The organism is Metabacillus rhizosphaerae (assembly GCF_037201795.1).
Classification (GTDB): Bacteria; Bacillota; Bacilli; order Bacillales; family Bacillaceae; genus Metabacillus; species Metabacillus rhizosphaerae.
Genome location: NZ_CP147403.1, coordinates 2446628 through 2469412, shown reverse-complemented (window position 1 = coordinate 2469412; position 22785 = coordinate 2446628). Strand labels below are relative to the sequence as shown.

General features: G+C 34.9%; 23 protein-coding genes. 4 read left to right on the top strand and 19 right to left on the bottom strand.

All coding sequences use genetic code 11. The features are described 5' to 3' along the window. Positions 1–37: 37 nt before the first annotated feature. Positions 38–1006 carry an ROK family glucokinase gene (locus WCV66_RS12005; protein WP_066334880.1) on the bottom strand — a complete coding sequence of 323 codons (969 nt, stop codon included), beginning with the start codon at positions 1004–1006 and terminating at the stop codon, positions 38–40. Between the two features lie 127 nt (positions 1007–1133). Continuing rightward, a complete protein-coding gene (locus WCV66_RS12000; RefSeq protein WP_066334876.1) occupies positions 1134–1337 on the bottom strand; it encodes a YqgQ family protein in 204 nt (67 codons plus the stop codon). A gap of 385 nt (positions 1338–1722) precedes the next feature. On the opposite strand from WCV66_RS12000, the gene WCV66_RS11995 reads away from it, so the two are divergent. Continuing rightward, positions 1723–3153 carry a carbon starvation protein A gene (locus WCV66_RS11995; protein WP_338789083.1) on the top strand — a complete coding sequence of 477 codons (1431 nt, stop codon included), beginning with the start codon at positions 1723–1725 and terminating at the stop codon, positions 3151–3153. A gap of 123 nt (positions 3154–3276) precedes the next feature. Here the strand turns inward: WCV66_RS11995 and WCV66_RS11990 are convergent, their stop codons facing one another. Then, positions 3277–4740 (bottom strand): spore germination protein, encoded by a 1464-nt coding sequence (locus WCV66_RS11990; protein ID WP_066334866.1) that lies wholly within the window; start codon positions 4738–4740, stop codon positions 3277–3279. A gap of 185 nt (positions 4741–4925) precedes the next feature. Between WCV66_RS11990 and WCV66_RS11985 the strand changes: the two genes are divergently transcribed. Then, on the top strand, positions 4926–5804 hold the full coding sequence (locus WCV66_RS11985; RefSeq protein WP_338789082.1) for a hypothetical protein: 879 nt from the start codon (positions 4926–4928) through the stop codon (positions 5802–5804). Here WCV66_RS11985 and WCV66_RS11980 read toward each other — a convergent pair. The 8 genes from WCV66_RS11980 to WCV66_RS11945 all read right to left on the bottom strand — a co-directional run bounded on the left by WCV66_RS11980 (position 5794) and on the right by WCV66_RS11945 (position 12370). Further along, entirely contained in the window at positions 5794–7329 is a 1536-nt protein-coding gene (locus WCV66_RS11980; protein ID WP_338789081.1) for a rhomboid family intramembrane serine protease, read from the bottom strand. The two genes, WCV66_RS11985 and WCV66_RS11980, sit on opposite strands and share 11 nt — an antisense overlap. A gap of 167 nt (positions 7330–7496) precedes the next feature. Next, positions 7497–7664 carry a hypothetical protein gene (locus tag WCV66_RS11975; protein ID WP_185654131.1) on the bottom strand — a complete coding sequence of 56 codons (168 nt, stop codon included), beginning with the start codon at positions 7662–7664 and terminating at the stop codon, positions 7497–7499. 42 nt (positions 7665–7706) lie between these two features. Further along, positions 7707–8645 (bottom strand): L-lactate dehydrogenase, encoded by a 939-nt coding sequence (locus tag WCV66_RS11970; protein WP_338789080.1) that lies wholly within the window; start codon positions 8643–8645, stop codon positions 7707–7709. A 106-nt stretch (positions 8646–8751) separates the two neighbouring features. Further along, positions 8752–9540, bottom strand: coding sequence for a DUF92 domain-containing protein (locus tag WCV66_RS11965; protein ID WP_338789079.1), 789 nt, complete (start codon positions 9538–9540; stop codon positions 8752–8754). 1 nt (position 9541) lies between these two features. Next, complete coding sequence (locus WCV66_RS11960) at positions 9542–10099, bottom strand: 5-formyltetrahydrofolate cyclo-ligase (protein ID WP_338789078.1); 558 nt, start codon at positions 10097–10099, stop codon at positions 9542–9544. 116 nt (positions 10100–10215) lie between these two features. Next, complete coding sequence (gene rpmG, locus WCV66_RS11955; protein ID WP_066334843.1) at positions 10216–10365, bottom strand: 50S ribosomal protein L33; 150 nt, start codon at positions 10363–10365, stop codon at positions 10216–10218. A 354-nt stretch (positions 10366–10719) separates the two neighbouring features. Next, positions 10720–11916 (bottom strand): glycosyltransferase family 4 protein, encoded by a 1197-nt coding sequence (locus WCV66_RS11950; protein ID WP_338789077.1) that lies wholly within the window; start codon positions 11914–11916, stop codon positions 10720–10722. Beyond that, complete coding sequence (locus tag WCV66_RS11945; protein ID WP_338789076.1) at positions 11909–12370, bottom strand: hypothetical protein; 462 nt, start codon at positions 12368–12370, stop codon at positions 11909–11911. The genes WCV66_RS11950 and WCV66_RS11945 overlap by 8 nt, the downstream gene beginning before the upstream one ends. 182 nt (positions 12371–12552) lie before the next feature. Between WCV66_RS11945 and WCV66_RS11940 the strand changes: the two genes are divergently transcribed. Both WCV66_RS11940 and WCV66_RS11935 read left to right on the top strand, forming a co-directional pair. Next, positions 12553–12918: a hypothetical protein gene (locus tag WCV66_RS11940; protein WP_338789075.1), complete on the top strand. Its 366-nt coding sequence runs from the start codon at positions 12553–12555 to the stop codon at positions 12916–12918. Further along, positions 12915–13418: an endolytic transglycosylase MltG gene (locus WCV66_RS11935; protein ID WP_066334833.1), complete on the top strand. Its 504-nt coding sequence runs from the start codon at positions 12915–12917 to the stop codon at positions 13416–13418. Before WCV66_RS11940 ends, WCV66_RS11935 begins: the two co-directional genes overlap by 4 nt. 267 nt (positions 13419–13685) lie before the next feature. Here WCV66_RS11935 and phoU read toward each other — a convergent pair whose 3' ends face one another. The 8 genes from phoU to WCV66_RS11895 all read right to left on the bottom strand — a co-directional run bounded on the left by phoU (position 13686) and on the right by WCV66_RS11895 (position 22738). Further along, positions 13686–14345 carry a phosphate signaling complex protein PhoU gene (gene phoU, locus WCV66_RS11930; RefSeq protein ID WP_066334829.1) on the bottom strand — a complete coding sequence of 220 codons (660 nt, stop codon included), beginning with the start codon at positions 14343–14345 and terminating at the stop codon, positions 13686–13688. Positions 14346–14656: 311 nt separating this feature from the next. After that, a complete protein-coding gene (gene pstB / locus WCV66_RS11925; RefSeq protein ID WP_338789074.1) occupies positions 14657–15469 on the bottom strand; it encodes a phosphate ABC transporter ATP-binding protein PstB in 813 nt (270 codons plus the stop codon). Positions 15470–15495: 26 nt separating this feature from the next. Then, a complete protein-coding gene (gene pstA / locus WCV66_RS11920) occupies positions 15496–16374 on the bottom strand; it encodes a phosphate ABC transporter permease PstA (protein ID WP_066334826.1) in 879 nt (292 codons plus the stop codon). Position 16375: 1 nt separating this feature from the next. After that, entirely contained in the window at positions 16376–17323 is a 948-nt protein-coding gene (pstC, locus tag WCV66_RS11915; protein WP_338789072.1) for a phosphate ABC transporter permease subunit PstC, read from the bottom strand. Positions 17324–17404: 81 nt separating this feature from the next. Next, a complete protein-coding gene (locus tag WCV66_RS11910) occupies positions 17405–18400 on the bottom strand; it encodes a PstS family phosphate ABC transporter substrate-binding protein (protein WP_338789071.1) in 996 nt (331 codons plus the stop codon). A gap of 290 nt (positions 18401–18690) precedes the next feature. After that, positions 18691–19980 (bottom strand): MFS transporter, encoded by a 1290-nt coding sequence (locus WCV66_RS11905; protein WP_066334811.1) that lies wholly within the window; start codon positions 19978–19980, stop codon positions 18691–18693. Positions 19981–20217: 237 nt separating this feature from the next. Then, on the bottom strand, positions 20218–20826 hold the full coding sequence (locus WCV66_RS11900) for a superoxide dismutase (RefSeq protein WP_066334809.1): 609 nt from the start codon (positions 20824–20826) through the stop codon (positions 20218–20220). 259 nt (positions 20827–21085) lie between these two features. Then, the gene (locus tag WCV66_RS11895; RefSeq protein WP_413789644.1) at positions 21086–22738 is read right to left on the bottom strand and encodes a Na/Pi cotransporter family protein; all 1653 of its coding nucleotides are present in this window, start codon (positions 22736–22738) and stop codon (positions 21086–21088) included. Positions 22739–22785 lie beyond the last annotated feature (47 nt).

Genomic DNA, 22785 nt, shown 5'->3' with positions numbered 1-22785 from the left:
AAAAGACGTTATGTGAAAATTTTCTGCGAAATAGACTTTATTTATTAAGTAGCTTAGTTTTCGCTAACCATGCACCACCAATTACACCTGCATCATTCCCTAGTGTTGCCACAGTAATTGTAGCAGCAGCACCTACCCTTGGAAATGCAAAGCGTTTAAAATAGTGGTCTACTTTCTTCAATAATCGGTCTCCAGCCTTAGAAACGCCACCGCCAATTACAATCTTTTCTGGATTTAATCCATTTGATACGTTGGCAAGTGTTAAACCTAGGTGGAAAGTAATGTAATCAATGATTTCCTCAGCAATGACATCACCTTGGTCAGCTGCGTCAAAAACATCTTTTGATGTTAATTCTTTATCATTTTCTAAAAATTGATGTAGGATACTCTCCTGATTAGTTGAAGCAAGCTTTTCTTTAGCAACTCTTACAATCCCTGTAGCAGATGCGATCGTTTCAATACAGCCTGTTTTCCCACAATTACATGGAGCCCCGCCTTCTGGTACTACAGTAATATGACCAATTTCACCACCTGCTCCGTTAACACCATGAACAACCTCACCGTTTGAGATAAGTCCACCACCAACACCTGTTCCCAGCGTGACACAAATTAAGTCTTTCGCTCCATCTCCTGCGCCCTTCCACATCTCACCAATTGCAGCTATATTTGCATCATTATCAATAACAGCTGGCAAACCAGTTTCCATTTCTAGATGGTCTCTTAGTGGGTAATTTTTCCACCCTAAGTTTACAGTTTCATAAATGAGACCATTAGCTAAGTCTACTGGTCCTGGGGCACCCATTCCTATCCCTGCAAGTTTTGATTTAGGATATCCTAAATCATCAAGCTTTGCATCAATTGCTTTAGCGATATCAGTTGTAATTTGCTTTCCGGATTTGTCTGTTGGGATTTCCCATTTTTCAACAATTTCACCGTAGTAATTAATAAATGCCATTTTAATTGTAGTTCCACCTAAATCAATACCAACTAACCATTGCTCATTCATAAAAATCACCTTTTTCTACTATTATATATGTAATTAGTAATCGTTTTCATTCAGGCGTTTTTTACCTGTTTTCTCTGACCTTCGATTGAGGTAAACCCCAAACAACTTTGGCCAAATGATTACGAATTTACTGATTTTTGCCTTTTAGTCTCTGTACTTCTTGTCTTAACAGAAGAATTGCCATTTGGTAGTCTTTTGGTTCTATTAGAGTTGATTGATACAATTGTTTTATCTCTTCTTCCATTAATTCTAAATCTGCTATACGATCCCCGATATAAATGATCGTTCCATATCTTTTAAGAAGCTGTTGTACATCATAAATTGTTTTCAAATTGATCACCTACTTACGTTTGTCCATTACTTCATTCAGCTGTTATTAAGAAAATTTTTGCGAAACTACAGACCTATTTAAGATGGGTCTACTATAAAGTATAAAGGAAATGATCTTAGCGTCAAGAAAACGTTTTAACATTTTATTATTTTTATAAAGATACTTTTCTATTATTGTAAATTTCATATTTCAGAATACCAATAACGAAATGATTGGTATTCACAAACACCTCTTTTTTTCTATTATATCTAATATAAATTACAATTTAGGTAAATCACCTTTAATTTATCTGAATAATTTATTTTTTCTAAAAAATATATTGAATTTTATAATATAGAGGTTTAAAATGGTGATAATTTAATAGAGAGATTTGGAGGAGCAGGAAATGGCAACTTTTATTGTATCAGTCGTTTTATTAATTGTAGGTTATTTTGTATATTCAAGAGTAGTAGAAAGAATTTTCGGTATTAATGATCAACGTGTTACTCCTGCTTACACTAAAACTGATGGTTTGGACTTTATGCCGATGGGGTGGCTTAAGGCTACTCTCATTCAATTATTAAATATCGCTGGATTAGGTCCCATCTTCGGTGCGATTATGGGCGCACTTTATGGACCTGTAGCATTTATTTGGATTGTTATTGGATGCTTGTTCGCAGGTGCTGTTCATGATTATTTCTCTGGTATGCTTTCTCTGAAACACGGCGGAGAACAATTCCCAACACTTGTTGGGCGCTATTTAGGTAAATCAGTTAAAACGATTATAAATCTTGTTTCAATTGTTTTAATGATTCTTGTTGCTGCAGCTTTTACAGCTGGCCCAGCACAATTAGTTGAACAACTTACACCTTTAAGTTATTCAGCATCATTACTTCTAATTTTTGTTTATTTTGTTTTGGCTGCCGTTTTACCAATAAACAAACTAATAGGTAAAATCTATCCAGTATTTGGAGTTATTTTAATTATTATGGCTGTATCCATAGGATTTGCATTATTCTTTATGGATTACTCAGTACCAAATTTGACGTTTAAAAATTTACATCCAGGTGAAATTCCAGTTTGGCCATTATTAATGGTAACCATCTCATGTGGGGCCATTTCTGGGTTTCATAGTACTCAAAGCCCTATTTTATCTAGAACCTTGAAAAAAGAAAGTGATGGTCGCAGAGTATTTTTTGGCGCAATGGTTGCTGAAGGAATTATTGCATTAATATGGGCTGCTGCAGGTATGACATTCTTTGGAGGACCAGATGGTTTGCAAGGTGCATTAGCCGAAGGTGGAACTGCTGGTGTCGTGAACGAAATTAGTAAATCTACGCTAGGACAATTTGGCGGAATCTTAGCAATTCTTGGAGTGATCATCCTTCCAATAACTACTGGTGATACAGCGCTTAGATCTTCGAGGATGATGTTAGTCGAATTATTTAGCAAATTTGGAAATTTTGATTCTAAGATAAAAACCGTATTGATGACAATCCCTGTTGTAATCCCTACCTATTTATTAACGCAAATGGATTACACTTTCCTTTGGAGGTATGTTGGTTGGACTAATCAGGTTGTTGCAACAGTTATGCTTTGGACAGCAGCAATGTTTTTACTACAAAGTAAGAAATTCCATTGGATCGCAAGCATTCCTGCGTTATTTATGACAGCTGTAACTGGCTCATATATTTTCTATGCTCCAGAAGGATTTCAACTATCTTATCAAACATCAATGATTTGTGGCTCAGTTGTATTTGTATCAGTTTTCGTGTGGTTCCTAGTACAACTTAAAAAATATAAATATAAAGAAGTTGCTCTTAAGAAAGTTGCATGATGAGCAGAGGGCTGACATTGTCAGCCCTTTTTATTATAGAAGCCCCATGTACAAGAGTTTTTATCATTTTCTTCATCACTAAAAAACAGACTAATTCTAGTTCAAATTAGTCTGTTTAGAATATTAACGATCTGGATCTTGAGGATGCAGAAACGTTGGCCGTCTATTTTTCAATGGCATAGGTGCTCTAAATAATACATCTCGCATTCCTCGATAATTAAATGGAATGAATGGATATAAATATGGTACATTAAATGATTTCATACGAGCAAGCATGATAATCCAACAAGTTATTCCACCTACAAATCCGATTACACCCAGCCATGCTGTAAAGAGTAATAAGATAATACGGAAGATTCGATTCGCAAGGCCTAGCTCATAACTTGGGGTTGCAAAGGTTCCAATAGCTGCTATAGCTAAATAAAGAACCACTTCATATGTTAGAAGCCCAACCTCAACAGCTACTTGACCAATCATCAAAGCTGCAACTAATCCAAGTGCGGTAGCTAATGATGAAGGAGTATGTATCGCAGCCATCCTTAATACATCTATTCCTATCTCAATAAGCAAAAACTGAATGAGTAATGGAATATGACCTTGTTCATTAATTCCGATAAATTCTAGACCAGGAGGTAGTAGCCCCGGATTTTCAGCAAGTAAATACCAAAGAGGGAGAAGGAAAATTGATGTCCAAACCGCCATAAATCGAACAATGCGTAAATAAGCACCCACAACTGGTTTATTGCGATATTCCTCTGCATGCTGAAGGTGATGCCAAAACGTTGTTGGCGTAATAAGTGCACTCGGAGATCCATCAACGAAAACAATGACATGACCCTCATACAAATGTGCTGCAGCAGTATCTGGTCGCTCTGTGTATCTAACCATAGGATATGGGTTTAAATGTCTACCTGCAATAAACTCTTCAATAGTTTTTTCCCCCATCGGCAGACCATCTGTATCGATTGCCTCTAGTGATTTTTTTAGATCTTTTACGTGATCTAAATCGGCAATATCCTCTAAATAACAAACCACAACATCTGTTTTAGAGCGTCTTCCAACCTGTAAGTATTCCATCCGAAGCGAACGGTCTCTTATTCGCCTTCTCGTTAAAGCAGTGTTAAAGACAATTGTTTCAACATATCCATCTCTTGAGCCTCGAACAACTCGCTCCATATCTGGCTCTTGCGGACCTCTAACCGGGTATGTCCGAGCATCGATTAAGATCACTTCGTCAATGCCATCAACGACAAGCGCTGTTGGTCCTGCTAGCACAGTGTGGACTACTGAGTTTAAGTCATTTGATTTATCAATTTCAACATAAGGAATATATGTTTTTAATAGCCGCTGTAAAGTGTTTTCCTCAATCTGCTCTGGAGAAAGCTCTGATAAATATTTCATTAAATAATGAAGAATATCATCCTTAACAAATCCATCTACCATAAACAAAGCCATTTTTCGCCCAGCATATTCAAGATCTAACTGAATGACATCAAAGCTTTTTTTTACTCCTAGTCGTTCAGATAAAAAATCTATATTTTCTTGAAAATTTTTTGAAACAACTTTCTTTTCTACCTCATACGCCATAAGATTTCTCCATTTCGTATCTCAATTTGTTACTCATCTTAGACGAAATACTGGAAATACATACCTGTCATAATTTTTTTGTTATTAAATCCAATTGAATAAAAACTAACTTATTTTCTCATATTCATATTTTGTGCTATAGTGTCATACACTTAAGCAACCTGTCCTGCACGGAGTTGATGCTGATGAAAACAACTAAATGGGTAATTGTGATTTTACTGGCACTAATAACTTCCAGTTTTCTATTTTTTTATCATGGGAAAGTTGCAAGGGAAAGCATCATCTTTTTTCCAATTGACGACTCTGTAACCTTTGATAAAGCTTCTACTACTCTCCAGTTTGCTGGTAAAAAAGATGATGATGAGTATATCATTGAGTGGGATGTTACTTCACTTACAAACAAGGAAATATATCTAAGGCAAGATATATCATTGCTATTTTCAGATGGAAAATTAGTTGATACGCTTTCCGAATGGGAGGATCAAAGCCAAAAGCTTGCACAATATAAAAAAATTACTGGTGAAGATAGTAGCCATTATCAAACGATAAGTCTTCATTATGGAGAAATTCATTTGGAGAATGATCTTATCCGTAGTACACAGCGAATGTCTCGAGACCATTTATACGTAATTGACTCAGAATTTACAGATCTTTTTTCTTTTAAAAGGCCACTTACTGATGAAGAATTAGATTGGAAAGACATTTTAGATAAAGTGACAGAACAACATCTTGAATACAGCTGGAATCAATTGATTGACTATTATAAAATTGACGAAACCAAATATGAAAAAATTCCGTTCATAGAGTTAGAAAGGTACAATACCGATCCGCTTTTAGGATTATCAAAGGCTAAAACACAAGAAGTGATTGGTAGTCTATGGGAGGGTTTATATAAAAATTACTTTTTAGGTTTAAAAACAAAAGAAGGCAAGGTGATTGAACCAATTGGCAGCACCATGCCTTTGATTTTGGTTGCAAAAAATTACTCTCATATTGTGATTCTTATTCAAGCTGAGAATGGTTTACCATTTAAATTTATTCAGAACATATCGCTTAACGATTAAGTTGTTCCTTAAATGATTTATAATCCTCATTTGTAGGGTCAAATTCCAATGCATTATTTACCTCTTCCAATGCAAGAGAAATGTCACCCCTATTTGCATATAAGATCGAGAGGTTAAAATGAGCTTGATGATAGGAATTATCATCTGAAATAATTTGTTTTAAATGCCGGACTGCTTGATCATACTTTTCCAATTCAATTTCACTTACAGATAACAAAAAAAAGAGATCATTTGAGCTGTTATCCGTTTTTATTGCTTCATTTAAATAAGTGTAGGCTTCTTCATATTTTTCATCCTGTATTAACTCTTGACCTTGAAGGACTGTATACTGTGAATGCTGCTCTTCAGTTTGGCTAATTCCGTAACGATATAAAATAACTAATAAAGTAATTGTTGCAGCTAAACCTATTAGTCTCAGTAGAATATGCTTTCTTTTAGGAAGTTGAACAATTAATGCTGCAAGAAAACCACCAACTAATCCACCAATATGTCCCGCATTATCAATATTTGGAATTGCAAAGCCAAGCGCCAAGTTAATGGCTATTACTACTAATAGGTTAGAACCCATCGTTCGGAAAAAAACTTTTCTATTTTGCACCCCTATGTATAATAACGCACCGAAACAACCAAATATAGCACCAGAGGCACCCGCAGATAGAAACGGGCTAAATGCAAAGCTTACAATCGAACCAGAAACGCCAGCAACTAAATAGATAAACAAAAAGCGTAGTGAGCCATACGCTCGTTCAACTGCAGGCCCAATGTAATAGAGCGCAAAACTATTCATCAGTAAATGCAAAAAACCAATATGTAACACAATGGGAGTGAAAAATCTCCACCAATCCCCTTCATAAATGAGGGGATTATATTTTGCTCCGAAACGAACTAAAGTCTCCGAATTAGTACTGCCGCCGTATAATTCGAGAAGGAGAAACATAAAAATTTGTAATCCTAAAAAAAGATACGTTAAAAAAGGCTTACCATTTTGAAAGATTTTTCTTTCTTCTTCTTTCTGTTGGTTTTGAAAGTCGATAACTCTATTTCTTACTTTTTGAATGTCTGCAAGTTCTAGATTTTTCCTTTGTATTTCATGATCAAATTTCACTGGAACATTTAATGCTTCTTCTAATTTTTGAATCTTTTCATTTAGATTATCCTTTATTAACAAGGTAGAGGTTATATCTATTTTACCTTTCGATCTACTGTATCCTTTAACAAAGCTTTCAGGATAGTCATCTACTGGTGGTAATGAAGAAACATATATATTCATTACACGAATTGGACCTCTTACACCATTTCTTAAAAGTTGTTCAAATCTTGCACCTGCTTGTTCAATATCTAAAGCAAGTGTGTTTCCCCAATCAACATCCATTCTTCTTAACCGAACTAGCGTAAATTGTTTATTACGAAACGGCTCTAGCAGTACCTCACGACCATCCTGGGATAGAGCCAAAATTGAATATTTCTGCTCCACTACTAGTTGTTCTATTAATGACCAATATAAATAATCTTGCTCTATCACCATAATATCCGCTCCGACCTTTATTTTTCTTTATTATAACAAGTAATGAAAGTGAAAAGGAAGAATCCTGCCTTTAAGCTACCTTCTAAAAAAGCCAAGAAATTTTTAGAAGCATAAAGTAAAAAAAACTGACTTAACTACAAAGTCAGCTTTTTCAAGAATTAACTTTTTTAATGAAAAGCACGATTAACAAAACGATCTCTTAAAAAAGGAACTCTCATTGATAATTGAATAAAGTATCTACGTAGCTCAGGTTGACCTAATACAACATTCACTATTTGATATCGATAGCGATATAATGCGAATCCTCCAGCTACAAGCATAATGAGTCGTCTCATAAACATCCCTCCTACTCATATATTTAGTAGGAAAGGCTTTTTTTATCCTTTAAAAAAGGGAAACATTGTTTCTTTTAAGACATTTGCTGAATGGGCAAATTGTTTTTTCTCATGTTCATTTAGGCGAAGCTCTACCACCTTTTGTATTCCATTTCGATTCACAATCGCAGGAACTCCTATATATACATCATCCTCACCATATTCACCTGCTAAATGACAAGATACAGTTAAAATAGAGTGCTCATTATGAAGAATGGCTTTTGTTAACCTGACAAGTCCCATCGCTATCCCATAATATGTTGCGCCTTTTCGATTAATAATATGGTAGGCTGCATCCCTGACATTTACAAAAATTTCTTCAAGCTTCTCCTGCTCATCGGTCATAGTTTCAAGGATTGGGACGCCCCCAATATCAGCATGGCTCCACACTGGCAGCTCAGTGTCACCGTGTTCCCCGATAATATAAGCATGAACATTGCGTGTGTCTACTTTAAAATGTTCACCTAAAAGATAACGAAATCTTGCTGTATCAAGAATCGTTCCAGAGCCAATAACACGGCTTTGTGGCAAGCCAGAATACTTCCAAACCGCATATGTTAAAATATCCACTGGATTTGTAGCAACAATAAAGATACCATCAAACCCGCTATCCATCACATCAGTTACAATTGTTTTGAAAATTCTTACGTTTTTAGCTACTAAATCTAGTCTGGTTTCTCCAGGCTTTTGATTAGCTCCTGCGCAAATAACAACGATATCCGCATCATTGCAATCCTCATAGCCTCCATACCAGATTTTGGTAGGGCTTGGAGCAAAGGCTAAGCCATGATTAAGATCCATTGCGTCACCTTCTGATTTCTCCTTGTTCAGATCAATTAAAACTAATTCTTCCGTAACACCTTGATTTAACAAGGCAAATGCATAACTAGATCCTACAAAACCTGTACCTATAAGTGCGACACGATTTACATTACTAGCCATTTGCTTCCAACCCTTTCAAGTGTTTTATTCTTTATACTTTGTGAATTACTTCACAATTATATTTTACACTACTATTGTCTCTATGTAAGATTAATATTTGAACATTTCATGAAAGAATAAAACCTAATATAGTAGCAGACGCAATTGATAAAAGGTTCACTGCATCATTATTTAGAAAACTATACTTTGTCAGCTTCGTACCACTATTACTACAATGTATTTGTTTTTCAGTTATTTTTTCACAAACATTACACTTATATTTAACTTGAATTGTCTGCCCTAGTAATGTGTCAAGGATATTTCCGATAAAACCAAAAATTACGATACACAACATAAAGTAAAAGGAAATAGAAAACAAGATTCCTGCAATTATACTTATAAAAGTCGCTCCAGCTAATGCTGCACTCGTGCCTAGGATAGATACTGCACCAGACGTGCCTCTTTCTACTTTTTTTAAGGTTAAAAGTAATCTAGGCTTTCGCTTACTTAGCGTACCGACCTCAGATGCCCATGTATCAGCATTAGCAGCAGCGATCGATATACAAAAGCAAAGTAATACCGTAGGATCTACACTCGGTTCGATAAATTGAAATAGTCCAAGTATCGCAGGAACACTTCCATTGGCCATCACCTGAACAATGTCTCTGCGATCTCCTTTTTCTAGCATATCCTGAAGGTTTGACTTCTTTGAACTTTGATATTTACTTAATAAACTTGAACTACTGAAAAAGCAGCCTAATACGAATAGACCCTGCCAGGAAAACCCTAGATAAATGAGAAATCCTACACATACCGCTCCGATTGCACCACTGACAGTTAATGAGTTTACCTTCCAACCAGCATATGATATCAAACATATAAACAAAAAGGCCCAAACCAATTCGAGCTCTAACATATTAGTTAATTACCCCACATTCAGTAATAATTGTTGAAACAGGAAGATCATGTGGCTCAGTAGGCACTTTCTCAACAATTTGCATAGAAAAGGCTAAAGACAAGGTATCGTTTTTGTAATGTGTTAAATATCGGTCAAAATAACCGCCACCATAGCCAATACGATAGCCCCTCCTGTCATAACAGATACCTGGTATTATCATGAGATCAATTTGATTTGGACTGACTTTTTCCGTTTCCAAAACTTTCGGCTCTAAAAGACCAAAAAAGACGCGTTCAAGCTGGTCAAAGGAGGTTATTTGTCTAAACTCCATCGTATTTGTTTTAGGATCACATTTTGGGACAACGATACGTTTCTTGTCTTGCCATGCCCTTTCGATGATGTTTGTGGTATCAACTTCACGGCCATTTGATATTGTCACCGCAATTGTATGAGATTCTTTCCAAGACTGTAAAGAAAATAATTGTTGATGAATATCCTTCGAATAGTGTCTAAATGTTTCCTCAGACATTTCAGCTAATCTCTGCTTAATTAAGGTTCGTAAATGTTTCTTATCCATATGTCATTACCCTCCTTACCTTTATTATAGCTGGAAGAGAAGGTTGGAATCATTCTTTTTCATCTTATATATTGCCTTAAAAATAAAAAAAACAGTAGGAATAAACATCCCTACTGTTACTTTGTTTCGCGGTGTGTAGTCATTTTTTTATCTCTTGAACAATATTTCTTAAGCTCAAGACGATCTGGGTTATTACGTTTATTCTTTTTAGAAATATAGTTACGTTCGCCACAATCAGTGCAAGCTAATGTAATATTTACACGCATGTTTCTTTCCCTCCAAACATAAAAAACTAATAAAACAAATCAGACTTTAATATAATAGCATTTTTATTAGACAAATACCACATGAATTTCATTATATTTTAATTTTGACCTTAAATACTTCTTATTTATAGGCTGTTTTCGCAAACTTTGTTGCTATTTACCTAGTAATACGGTGTGGTTGATTACAGCGAGAGTTGCTCGCTTTCCGCGGGGCGGGCGGTGAGCCTCCTCGGCGTAAACGCCTGCATGAGTCTCACCTGTCCCGCTATTCCCGCAGGAGTCTAGCACTTCCGCTCCAACCAACCTTAAATAGTTTTCGTTCTAAAAGCAACATTCTCTTAGAAAAGAGCCTTTTTATATCATATTTTTATAAACATCAGCTGTTTCATCAATAAGTAAAGACCAATTATACTCAGAATTTACTGACTGGAAACCTTTATATGCAATCTCCCGATACTGATCAGGCTGTGATATATATTTACGAAGTATTTCTGCAAGGCTCTTACTGTTTGCTTCATTAATTAAAATTCCGCGCTTTTCTGCAAGGATTTCTCCTAAGCCACCTATATTGAAGGCAACAGTCGGTTTAGCAGCAGCCATACCCTCTAATGCAATAATGCCAAACGGCTCGTATAAACTCGGTATAACTAACATATCACAATGTTTTAATAAGGTATTCCGTTCTAAATCATGTAAAAAGCCTGTAAAAATTACTTTATTCTCTAAATTGAATTTTTTCGTTAATTGCTTTAATTCTGATTCAAATGGTCCTTTACCTGCAATTACAAGTATAAAATCTGGGAACTCTTGATGAATTTCCGAAAATGCATGGATAAATAGTTGAAAGCCCTTTTCTTTAACAAGTCTTCCCATTGCAAATAAAAATGGAGAATCTATAAAAGGAAACCTATTTCGGACATCTTCATTTAACATAATCGCTTGATAATTCTTCGGAATGACTCCATTTGGAATAACCTCAAGCTTTTCTATGGGACAGCCAAGCTCATTAATTAAGACGTTCTTCATATATAAACTACATACGATGATACGATCAGATGCCTGTACGAGCTTTGTTTCATAATCTGTTATCCTTTTGGTTATAGCAGTGACCTGATCTTGCTTTCTTCCGATTTCGGTCGCATGAAAGGTTGTGAGCAGCGGCATCTTCAAAATATCTTTTAACTGACTTCCCGCAATACCTGTTAGCCAATCATGAACATGTATTAAATCAAAGGATAGTTGTAATTCCTGTAAAACAAACTGTGAAAAACGAAAATTTATATTTCTAATGTAATCCAAGAATTCTGAGGGCTTTCTCTTCCAGGGGAGTAAGCGAAAAACGTGAACACCATCTTCAACTTTATATGATTCTTTATCTGTTTTAGAAATTGTAACAACGATATACGTAATCCCCCGCTTTATCCCTTCTGAAGTTAAATCAGTAACATGCCTGCCGAGTCCTCCAATGATATGATCTCGATATTCAGTTGTTAAGAGTAAAATAGTTAAATTTGCTTCATTATCCAAATACAGCACCTTCTTCTCATTCATAAACTGTATATCCTGAGTATGCCTGTAGCCACATTTGAGGATCATCAATAAGTTGCTCCCATTGTATTTCCTTGCATCTATGATTTTTACTTTGGAGAAAATGTATGGTATTTGATCGTTTCACAGTGATCGTTTCATTATGAGAGTTGCTTACAACTAGTTCACAATTATATATTCCTGTGGGGATTGTCGCTAAATGCAAAACACCACTTGGATCACTAATAAAAAAATCAGTCATTTGTTCCTGTTTACTTTTTTTAGAAAGAATAACTCGCATATGTAAATCATTAAACTGTTCACCAAGTATATTCTCTAGTAGAATTTTGGTGGTTGATAAAATATTCCAGGTAATAAGAAGACATGTTGGATAGGCAATTATTTTTAGAGAATCCTCATAAAATGTCGATTGTGCTCGAATGATATTAGTAGACTTACTATTGTCAATTGGTTTCATAGCTGTCCTCTTCTTTCTCATTACATACTTATGATTATCTTAACATGCATAGACTGTGAATACTTGTTTACATTCTAGAGAAAATTCGTCAAAAAACTACACTTTATGAAAAAAACCACTTCTTTACAAAGACAATTTATGATATAAAGGTAGAGGGAAATAATCAATAGAAGGTGAAAAAAATGACAATCATGATTATTATTTTGTTTATTATAAGCATTGTGCTTATCGGCATATCTTTTCTACAACGTGACAATGTAAAAGAACTAGAACAGGAGCTAGATCATTTACAATTGTCAGCGATGCAAGAGATATACAAACTAAAGAAGAAAATGAGAGTCGTCGAAGAAGAGCTCTTACAAAACGATACTCCTCTAAAGGAACAAACTAAAACGAATAGTGATGATAGCCAATCTAATCCTAATACTTCACGCATTTTAGCAAAGTATCGTCAAGGAATGTCCATTGAAGCTATCGCATTATCAGAAGGTACATCTGTTGAAGAGATCCGAGCAATTGTTGAACAGAATGAGAGGGTTTTAACATGAGTAAAACCGGATTTCAAACATTTGCAGCAGGCATGATTGTGGCTACATCATTACTTGGCGGAACATATCTTTTATCTGATAACAAATCAGCAGAAGCTAATGCAGAAAAGAAAGAAGTTACTAAAAGCGATGTTGAATCATATTTAACAAGTAACGGAAAAGTTTCGATAACAACTGACGAATATGAAGAATTATTAGCAGCAAAGGATAAAGCTGTTCAGCAACAGGATACAAAAACAGCAGAGGAAACACCTCAACAAGAAGAAAGTACAGCTGAAGAAAAGAAAGAAGAAGTAGTTAAATATAGTGTTACAATTAAATCAGGTATGACAACTAGTGAGATTTCTGATTTACTAGAGCAAAATGGAATTATTGAAGATTCCTTTGATTTTGATCAATTTTTAATCAAGGGTAACTATCATCAAAAGGTACAGCTTGGTACATTCACTGTTCAAAAAGGAATGACATATAACCAGCTTGCAGAAGTATTAACAAAATAAACATAGAAAAACAGCTATAGAGACTGATCTCAATGGCTGTTTTTTCTATGTTATTGGCTATTTGAACAACACTTGTTGTAAATAAGGGAAATCTACGACACTCCTGCGGGAGAACTGGCTGCCAATACACCACAGTGAAAACGGACGAGGAGGCTTGGCAGCCAGTCAGCGGAAAGGGAACAAGATTTCCCTAATCTAAGATAAAAAAAGCAATAAGATTTAACAGAGATATTTATTAAATTTGAAACCTATATGTACTAAACACTTTTAGCTATTCAAATCATATCGTTGGCCTTTGACAAGGTACATGATGCTTTCAGATATATTTGTTGTATGGTCTGCCGTTCTTTCAATATATCGGCATATAAACAATAGCTGGGTAAGTTGCTGAGAGTTTTCCTTTTTGGATTCCATAAGCTCTAGAATATCACGGATTGTTTCACCATATAACTCGTCTACTTGATCATCCATATCAGCGACTTTTTTTGCTAAAACGATATCCTCTTCATTAAAAGCTTTTATTGAGAGAGATAGCATTTCTAATGCAATATTATGCATTTTTTTAATACTATTGATCGGCTTAACTAGAGGTTCATCACCAATTCTAACAGTTGATTTTGCGATATTAACAGCAAAATCAGCCATCCTTTCGATGTCACTGGAAATTTTGATTGCGACAATAATTCTTCTAAGGTCAACGGCAACAGGTTGTTGCTTTGCAATTAAAATGATCGCTAAATCATTTATCTCTTCATCAAGATCATCTACTCTATTGTCGTCCTCGATTATTTCCAAAGCCTCTTCAATATTTTGGTTTTCTAATGCATGTATAGCTTTACTAAGTGCAACTTCTGTAAGGCTTCCAATTTCGATTAGTTTATCTCTTAAGTTTTTTAAGTCAAAATCAAATCTTTCTCTAACACTCATGCTTCATACCTCCTTATCCTTCTTATTCCCTAAAAAAGTAATTTCTAACATATAGTTTTCAATTAATAATAGGCTCTGTTAAACTTAGTTTTCAATTTCCACTTCAGGCATTCGCTTTCCACTGGCTGTCCGGGGCCTCCTCGGTGCTAAGTAACTGTGTGGTCTCCCTCAGACTCGCACTCCCGCAGGAGTCTAACATATCCATTTCGGTCTAAAAAATGTATCCTAATCAAATGTGAGCTTTAACAGTGCTTAAAAATAAAAAAGTCGTGCTAGATTATTATAAGCACGACTTTTCTATTTTTAATTGATTAACCAAATCGACCAGTAATGTAATCTTCTGTTCGTTTATCAGAAGGGTTAGAAAATAATCTATCAGTATCAGTAAATTCTACAACCTCTCCATTTAAGAAGAAAGCAGTACGATCTGAAATACGAGCAGCTTGTTGCATGTTATGAGTTACGATAATAATACTATAGTTCTGTTTTAATTCTTGAATTAATTCTTCAATTTTAAGTGTCGAGATCGGGTCGAGTGCTGATGTAGGTTCATCCATTAAAATAACATCTGGCTCAATTGCAAGACAACGGGCAATACATAAACGTTGCTGCTGACCACCAGATAGACCGTATGCATTTTCCTTTAAACGATCTTTTACTTCATCCCAAATAGCTGCACCACGTAAACTCTTCTCAACAACTTCATCGATAATCTTCTTATCTTTAATACCGTGAATTTTCGGACCATATGCGATGTTTTCATAGATAGATTTTGGGAATGGATTTGGTTTTTGAAACACCATCCCTACCTGTGTTCTAAGCTCTTCTACACCATAAGATTTATCAAAAATATTTTTCCCACGATATAGAATTTGCCCCGATGTGCGAACTATAGGAATTAATTCCACCATGCGATTAAGCGTTTTGATATACGTCGATTTACCACATCCAGAAGGTCCGATAATTGCTGTTACATCATTTTCATAAATATCAAGGTCAATATTTTTTAAAGCTTGGTCCTTACCATACCAAAGATTCAAATTATCTGTTTTATATACTACGTTCTTATTTATATTAACTTCATTATTTTGTGTATTTTCTCTTTTAATTTTTACACTTTCCATACGAAAACCCCTCCAATTAAAACTTATTAATAACGTTTCTGGAATTTATTACGGATTAACACAGCAATTGAGTTCATCACTATTAAGAAAATAAATAACACGATGATGCCTGCAGCTGCGACCTGTTGAAACTCTGGCTGTGGTCTTGCTGCCCAGTTGTAGATTTGAATTGGCATAACAGTAAATGTACTCAAAACGTCTTCTGGTAAGTAATTAACGAAAGCAAATGCACCGACCACTAGTAAAGGAGCTGTTTCTCCAATTGCACGTGAAAAGGCTAATATACTTCCCGTTACAATTCCAGGAATTGCTGCAGGTAAAACGACTCTTAAAATCGTTTGCCATTTAGTAGCTCCCATACCGTATGATGCTTCTCGTAGATCCTTCGGAACGGAGCGAATTGCTTCTTGTGACGCTACAACAATAACTGGTAGTACGAGAAGAGCCATCGTAAATCCACCAGCTAAAATACTTCGACCTAGATCGAAAAAACGAACAAATACAGTTAAACCTAAAAGTCCAAAAACAATAGAAGGTACACCAGCAAGGTTTGAAATATTTGTTTGAATAAAGGTGTTAATTTTACTTTTCTTCGCATATTCTTCTAAATAAATTGCCGTTCCGACAGCTAAAATCAGTGCTGTTGGAATAGTCACTCCCATTACCCATAGTGAGCCTACTATAGCAGCTTTAATACCAGATCGCTCTGGTCTTCTAGAAGCATAGTTTTGGAAAAATTCAAGTGAAAAATAACTAGATCCTTGAGTGAATATCCGATATAAAAGAATAGCCAAAACAACTAATGCCAAAAAGGTAGCAGCCATAAAAATCCATTTAAATGTTTGATTTAATGCTAATCGTCCACCCATTTTTTTTGTAACAACTTCTTGATCAATCATTTTCATATTAGTATTCCTCCCTAAAGCGTCGAGAAATATATTGTGCTAAAAGATTCAGAATAAGGGTAAACAAGAACAATGTCATACCAACTGCATAAATACTGTAATAAACAGTTGTTCCATATCCTGCATCTCCTCCACTAACCTGAACAATATATGCTGTCATCGTTTGGATCGATTCAGTTGGGTCAAATGTTAGCTTAGGAGTTGCTCCCCCAGCCAATGAAACAATCATAGTTTCACCAATAGCACGAGAAATACCTAATACGAATGATGCAACAATACCTGACATTGCAGCAGGAACAATTACCTTCATTGTTACTTCAAATCTTGTAGATCCTAATGCTAATGCTCCCTCTCTCATTGAATTTGGGACAGAGCTCATTGCATCTTCAGAAAGTGAAGCAATCATTGGGATAATCATGATTCCAACTACAATTCCAGGACTAAGTGCATTAAAAAGCGCCAAGTCAGGGACAACTTTTTGCAAAAGAGGTGTAACGAATGTTAATGCAAAGAAACCATAAACAATTGTTGGAATACCAGCTAATACCTCTAATATCGGTTTAATAATTCTTCTTGTACGATCTGATGCATATTCACTCAAGAAAATAGCTGCCGCTAATCCAATTGGAACTGCTACGATAATTGCAATAACTGTAATTAATAACGTACCAGATACCAATGCACCAATTCCGTAAGTAGCACTTTCTTCAAAGAATGGATACCATTCCTTTTCTGTCAAGAATTCTACAATTGAGACTCTACTAAAGAAAGTTACTGTTTCAAAGATTAATGTTAATACTATACCTACAGTTGTCAAAATAGATATTAGTGCTAATACAAATAATACTCCAGGAACCATTTTTTCTACTATTTGATTAGTGCTATTTTTAGACTTTTTCTCTTTTATTAAGTCTCTAACACTTACATTTTGTTTGTTTGTTAAAGCCATTTTGAAAAACCCCTTTCCAAAACATAGGAAGAAAGATGAGAAGCATATATCGAGATGCTTCTCATCCACTCAACTAATGAATTATTTTAAACCCTCAAGAGTTTCAAGTTGAGTTGTATATTCCTCTTCTGGAAGAGATACATAACCAACTTCTTCAGCTAGAGCACCAGCATTCTCAAGGTAGAATTTTACATATTCAGCAACATGTTCTTTATCTTTAATAGAAGCGTTGTTTACATAGATATATAATGGACGTGAAAGTGGGTTGTATTCACCAGATTCAACAGTTTCATTTGTAGGTTCAATTGCTTCCCCAGCTTCGTTTACAATAGGTACAACTTTTAAATTATCTTTATTTTCTAGGTAGTAAGCATATCCAAAGTAACCAATAGCATTTGTATCTCCAGTAACACCTTTAACTAAAGTGTTGTCATCTTCAGATAATGTTGCAGATTTCACAATTGCAGCATCTTCTAAGATAACTTCATTGAAGTAGTCATAAGTACCAGAATCTGCTCCAGGTGAAAAGAATTTAACTTCTTCTTCTGGCCAATCAGCATTAATATCAGACCATTTTTTCACAGAACCATCTTCAACCCAAAGCTTCTTTAAGTCTTCAACAGTTAATTTATCGATAAAATCATTTTCTTTGTTTACTACTACTGAAAGCCCATCATAAGCAACTTGGAATTCTGTGAACTCAATTCCATTATCAGCTGCTGCTGTCTTTTCTTCGTCTTTAATTGGACGAGAAGCTTCGGAAATATCAGTTTCACCTGCTGTGAACTTTTCAAATCCACCACCAGTACCAGATATACCAATTGGAGCTTGTACTTTTGGATGATCCATTGAGAACTCTTCAGATACTGCTTCACCAATTGGAGCTACAGTAGAAGAACCATCAATTCCGATTTCTCCTTCTAATTCAGCTGACTCTTCGCCAGATTCTTTAGTTTGTTCTGTATCTTCAGTACCATTTTCTCCAGTTGCTGCATCTTCTCCATTTCCACAAGCTGCTGCGAAAGCAAGTAATGAAGAAAGCATGATTGACATTGCTAGAAATTTAAAGCTTTTCATTCTTTAATTCCCCCTAGTATATTGGTTGTTTTGTCCTACGTGTATTAGAATAACGCTTGAGTATTAATCAAGTTTTAACTGAATGTAAAGGTTTTGTAAATTCGTGATGGAGTTTGTCATAATTTGTTATTTTTTAAATGATAGATCATTCTCAAATCTCAAATTAATTATCTTTTATTTATTGTTTTACTTCTGCTCCCCCCTTATTCAAAAGAAATAAAAAAGAATAGGAATTCTTTATTGAAACCCTATTCTTTTTCACTTATTATCCAATTTTTATACAATTCAAATTATCCGCCACTATCACCATCAACAAGATTAGTTTTACGGACAGGTTTCTGACCAGTTTTTTCTATTGGTATGTTACTTTCTTCAAGCTGTACATTTCTTACAAAGAAGTAAATAATTAAATGTCCTGCACCAACAATTGCTAGTAAGATTGGAATACTTTGTTTTTCATTAAATAAAGTTACGGCAACGATGAAACCTAGAATAGAGACAATACGACCCGAATTCAGAAAAATTTCCTTCACTACAATGTATTCGATTCTTGCCTTGGTTATATTCCAAGCCCTTCCGATTACATCATAGGTAATTGATGCATATGGTACAAAGAGCATCGGATAACCGAAAGCAATTAGTACAGCATATATAAGTAACCTTTGATACGATAAATCAAAAAGGATAACAAAGATCGATAAATATAGAAAGATACCTCCCATTAAAATGAACATTTTCCTTTTGGTTTTTTTTATGATCCTTGTTGCTAAAAAATAAGCAATGAATGCTGCGCTAGAGTTTACAAGCCCAAACTTCCCTAATGCTAATTCGCTTCCAGTCGCAATAAATACGAAAACACCAATAACAAATGCGAAGGTTCCTTCTCGAAGTCCTTGAAAGAAATGAGCGCTCGTAATCATTTTCCAATTTCGATCTCTTTTTCTTTCATTGAATATTCGTTTAAATAAATAATCTCCTTCTGCAGGTCTTCTTTTTAAAAAAAAGCTTAGTACCACTGCACCAGAAAATAATAATAGGGATATTGAAAATATCGTGGTATACCCTGTAAAATTTTTTAGTCTTGAAATAATAAACCCGGCAATAATTGGTCCGACCATTCCAGCTGTTGAATTCATAATCCCTAAAAAACCATTAAAAAAGTCTCTAGTCTCAGGTTCGGTTATTTCAAAAGTAAGAACATTAAAGGCTAACCAATAAAATCCATAGCCTATCCCTAAAGTTCCTCCTAGTAGGATAATGAATTTTGCTGCTGATCCTCCAATTATTAATACCGACATGAAAAAGATTGCCAAAAAAATGACTCCAAGTCGTAATACAACTACGCGGTCTATTTTTTTGGCTAGCCTTCCCGCGAAGATAAATGTAATTGGTTGCATGATTACAATTGATAAATTGTAGATTCCTAAATCAATAAATTCTCCGGATTGCTTCCATAAATAAACGTTAACAAACGTATTAGATAAAGAAATACTCAGCGAGTACAATCCACCAATCACTAACAATAAAATTAAATCCTTACTAACATGTACATCTCCAATAATTTTTTGCAGTTTTGACATAAAAATGACTCCCCTTCAACTTCTATTACATAGTCTGTCTTATCAAAGTGGAGATATGTATTTTTATTGCATTTGATGTAATTAAAAGGTGGAGGTAAATAAATAAGCAAAGATTCCACTTTTAAGGGGTTTCTTGAGGTTTTACTTGAGATAAATGGGGTTAATGCTAAAAGAGTATCTGTTAAGACCCGTACATAAAAAGAAGAGCCAACCTTAGTTAGCTCTTCAATCGTACTATTATTTCGCAGAGTTAAAACGTTGTGTTACTTCATCCCAGTTTACTACATTCCAGAATGATGCAATGTAATCTGGACGACGATTTTGATAATTTAAGTAGTATGCATGCTCCCATACATCTAATCCAAGAATTGGAGTTTTACCTTCCATTAATGGAGAATCTTGGTTTGGTGTGCTAGTTACTTCTAATTCACCATTGTTCACTACTAACCAAGCCCATCCAGAGCCAAAACGAGTTGTTGCAGCTTTTGCAAACTCTTCTTTTAAGTTTTCATAGCTACCAAATTTAGCGTTGATCGCTTCACCTAATTCACCAGTTGGCTCACCGCCACCATTTGGAGAAAGGATTGTCCAGAAAAGACTATGGTTAGCATGTCCACCACCGTTGTTGCGAACTGCTGTACGAATAGCTTCAGGAACTGCATCAATATTAGATACTAATTCTTCAACACTTTTGCCAGCCAGATCAGCATGACCTTCTAATGCTGCATTTACATTTGTAATGTAAGTGTTGTGGTGTTTTGTGTGATGAATATTCATCGTTTCTTTGTCAATATGTGGTTCTAGTGCATCGTATGCATAAGGTAATTGCGGTAATTCATATGCCATTTTTTAATTTCCTCCCTTAATATGTACAAACTAAAAGCTTTGGATTAGCTTTCCAACCTAAGGTTACCAAAATTGTCCGGTTCTTTCAATTGAAAAGCATGCAAAGTCATCTTTCATTTTATACTTTTTTTAAATAATTATGTAACAAAGGATCTTTTTTGTTATATATTTGGGTATTACAGAAATCAGTGAATAAAAAAAGCAAGGGAATCCCTTGCTTTCATCCAATATAACTAATAATGATCATTTTACTAAAATATTAGTTTCTGTAACCTAATACAGCCTCTGCGATATTTACACAATGATCTCCGATACGTTCTAAATTGCTAATAATATCTACAAATACGATACCTGCAGAACCTGAGCACTGACCTTCATTAATCCTTAATATGTGTTTTTTACGTAATGTGCGCTCCATTTTATCAATTTGTTCTTCAGATTTTAATACCGTTGTAGCTAAAGCTGTGTCTTTATCGTCTAATGATGTAATTGCATCCTTTAATGTTTGGATTGTAAGATTAAACATGTCTTCCAGATCTTGTTTTGCTGAATCTGTTAATTTCACTTTATTTGTGAGTTGGAATCCTACCAATTCAACCACATTTTCAAAATGATCACCAATTCGTTCAATATCTCGTACTGTATCCAATAACATACTATGCTCTTCCGATTCAGCAGTAGACATTTCGCTTCTTGAAATTAAGATTAAATAATCTGTAATTTTACGATCTAGATTATTAATTGCATCTTCTAATTGCATAGATGTATCTGCATGCTTTTGCGAGTATGTTCTTTGATATAAGTTTGCTTCTTCTAAACCAAGAGTCGCAAACTTACCCATGCGCAGCACTTCTTCTTTTGCTTGTCCTAAAGCAATGGAAGAAGATTGTTCGATAAAAATTGGATCCAAGTGTTTCGCTTTATATTCAATCATTGAATCTTCACCAGGAATAAGCTTTGTCACAATCCACGCTAGGACTGCAATAAAAGGAAATTGAATAATTGTATTTGTAATATTAAACGACCCATGAGCAAATGCTATTGTCATTTCTGGATTTAATCCAAAAGTCGATTGTAGGAATTGAATAAAATTAGTGAATAGCGGTAGAAAAATCATGAAAATAGCTGTTCCGATTAAATTAAAAATAACATGTGTTAATGCTGCACGTCTTGCTGCAATTGACGCCCCAATTGAAGCTAATACAGCAGTAATGGTTGTCCCAATATTATCTCCAAAAAGAACTGGTAGTGCAGCTTTAATGTCAATTAGACCCTGCCCAAATAACTCTTGCAAAATTCCAATTGTAGCACTTGAACTTTGTACAACAACAGTAAAAATTGTTCCAACTAAAACACCTAATAATGGGTTATCACTCATACTTACTGTTAAATCATGAAATGCTTGCAATGATCTTAAAGGCTTCATACCAGATCCCATTAACTCTAAGCCAAAGAACAAAGTACCAAATCCAAAGACAATTTGTCCCAAACTATGTATTTGCTTATTTTTAAAGAAAAAGAGCATGATTGCACCGACAAATATAATAGGGAGGGCATATTCTGCTACATCGATACCAATTATAAACGCAGTAACTGTTGTACCAATATTTGCACCCATAATGACACCGATTGCCTGTCTAAGTGTCATAAATCCTGCACTGACCAATCCAACCGTAATTACGGTAGTTCCACTACTTGATTGAATTAAAACTGTTACAATGATACCAGCTAAAACACCCATAAATGGATTCGTTGTAAACTTATCCAAAATGTCTCTTAGCTTATCACCGGCTGACCTTTGAAGGCCATCGCCCATGTATTTAATACCAAATAAAAATATCCCAAGACCGCCGATAAATTCAAATATCATCTTCTGGATATCAATTTCCAAAATTTTCAACCCCTCATTCATGTTCGTCTTAAGTCGACAAAAATCTACAACCATTACAATTATTAACG

Excerpts from the sequence above, each read along its gene's own strand:
- WCV66_RS12005 (WP_066334880.1), bottom strand. The coding sequence starts at position 1,006 with ATGAATGAGCAATGGTTAGTTGGTATTGATTTAGGTGGAACTACAATT.
- WCV66_RS11995 (WP_338789083.1), top strand. The coding sequence starts at position 1,723 with ATGGCAACTTTTATTGTATCAGTCGTTTTATTAATTGTAGGTTATTTT.
- WCV66_RS11990 (WP_066334866.1), bottom strand. The coding sequence starts at position 4,740 with ATGGCGTATGAGGTAGAAAAGAAAGTTGTTTCAAAAAATTTTCAAGAA.
- WCV66_RS11985 (WP_338789082.1), top strand. The coding sequence starts at position 4,926 with ATGAAAACAACTAAATGGGTAATTGTGATTTTACTGGCACTAATAACT.
- WCV66_RS11980 (WP_338789081.1), bottom strand. The coding sequence starts at position 7,329 with ATGGTGATAGAGCAAGATTATTTATATTGGTCATTAATAGAACAACTA.
- WCV66_RS11975 (WP_185654131.1), bottom strand. The coding sequence starts at position 7,664 with ATGAGACGACTCATTATGCTTGTAGCTGGAGGATTCGCATTATATCGC.
- WCV66_RS11970 (WP_338789080.1), bottom strand. The coding sequence starts at position 8,645 with ATGGCTAGTAATGTAAATCGTGTCGCACTTATAGGTACAGGTTTTGTA.
- WCV66_RS11965 (WP_338789079.1), bottom strand. The coding sequence starts at position 9,540 with ATGTTAGAGCTCGAATTGGTTTGGGCCTTTTTGTTTATATGTTTGATA.
- WCV66_RS11960 (WP_338789078.1), bottom strand. The coding sequence starts at position 10,099 with ATGGATAAGAAACATTTACGAACCTTAATTAAGCAGAGATTAGCTGAA.
- rpmG (WP_066334843.1), bottom strand. The coding sequence starts at position 10,365 with ATGCGTGTAAATATTACATTAGCTTGCACTGATTGTGGCGAACGTAAC.
- WCV66_RS11950 (WP_338789077.1), bottom strand. The coding sequence starts at position 11,916 with ATGAATGAGAAGAAGGTGCTGTATTTGGATAATGAAGCAAATTTAACT.
- WCV66_RS11945 (WP_338789076.1), bottom strand. The coding sequence starts at position 12,370 with ATGAAACCAATTGACAATAGTAAGTCTACTAATATCATTCGAGCACAA.
- WCV66_RS11940 (WP_338789075.1), top strand. The coding sequence starts at position 12,553 with ATGACAATCATGATTATTATTTTGTTTATTATAAGCATTGTGCTTATC.
- WCV66_RS11935 (WP_066334833.1), top strand. The coding sequence starts at position 12,915 with ATGAGTAAAACCGGATTTCAAACATTTGCAGCAGGCATGATTGTGGCT.
- phoU (WP_066334829.1), bottom strand. The coding sequence starts at position 14,345 with ATGAGTGTTAGAGAAAGATTTGATTTTGACTTAAAAAACTTAAGAGAT.
- pstB (WP_338789074.1), bottom strand. The coding sequence starts at position 15,469 with ATGGAAAGTGTAAAAATTAAAAGAGAAAATACACAAAATAATGAAGTT.
- pstA (WP_066334826.1), bottom strand. The coding sequence starts at position 16,374 with ATGAAAATGATTGATCAAGAAGTTGTTACAAAAAAAATGGGTGGACGA.
- pstC (WP_338789072.1), bottom strand. The coding sequence starts at position 17,323 with ATGGCTTTAACAAACAAACAAAATGTAAGTGTTAGAGACTTAATAAAA.
- WCV66_RS11910 (WP_338789071.1), bottom strand. The coding sequence starts at position 18,400 with ATGAAAAGCTTTAAATTTCTAGCAATGTCAATCATGCTTTCTTCATTA.
- WCV66_RS11905 (WP_066334811.1), bottom strand. The coding sequence starts at position 19,980 with ATGTCAAAACTGCAAAAAATTATTGGAGATGTACATGTTAGTAAGGAT.
- WCV66_RS11900 (WP_066334809.1), bottom strand. The coding sequence starts at position 20,826 with ATGGCATATGAATTACCGCAATTACCTTATGCATACGATGCACTAGAA.
- WCV66_RS11895 (WP_413789644.1), bottom strand. The coding sequence starts at position 22,738 with ATGAATGAGGGGTTGAAAATTTTGGAAATTGATATCCAGAAGATGATA.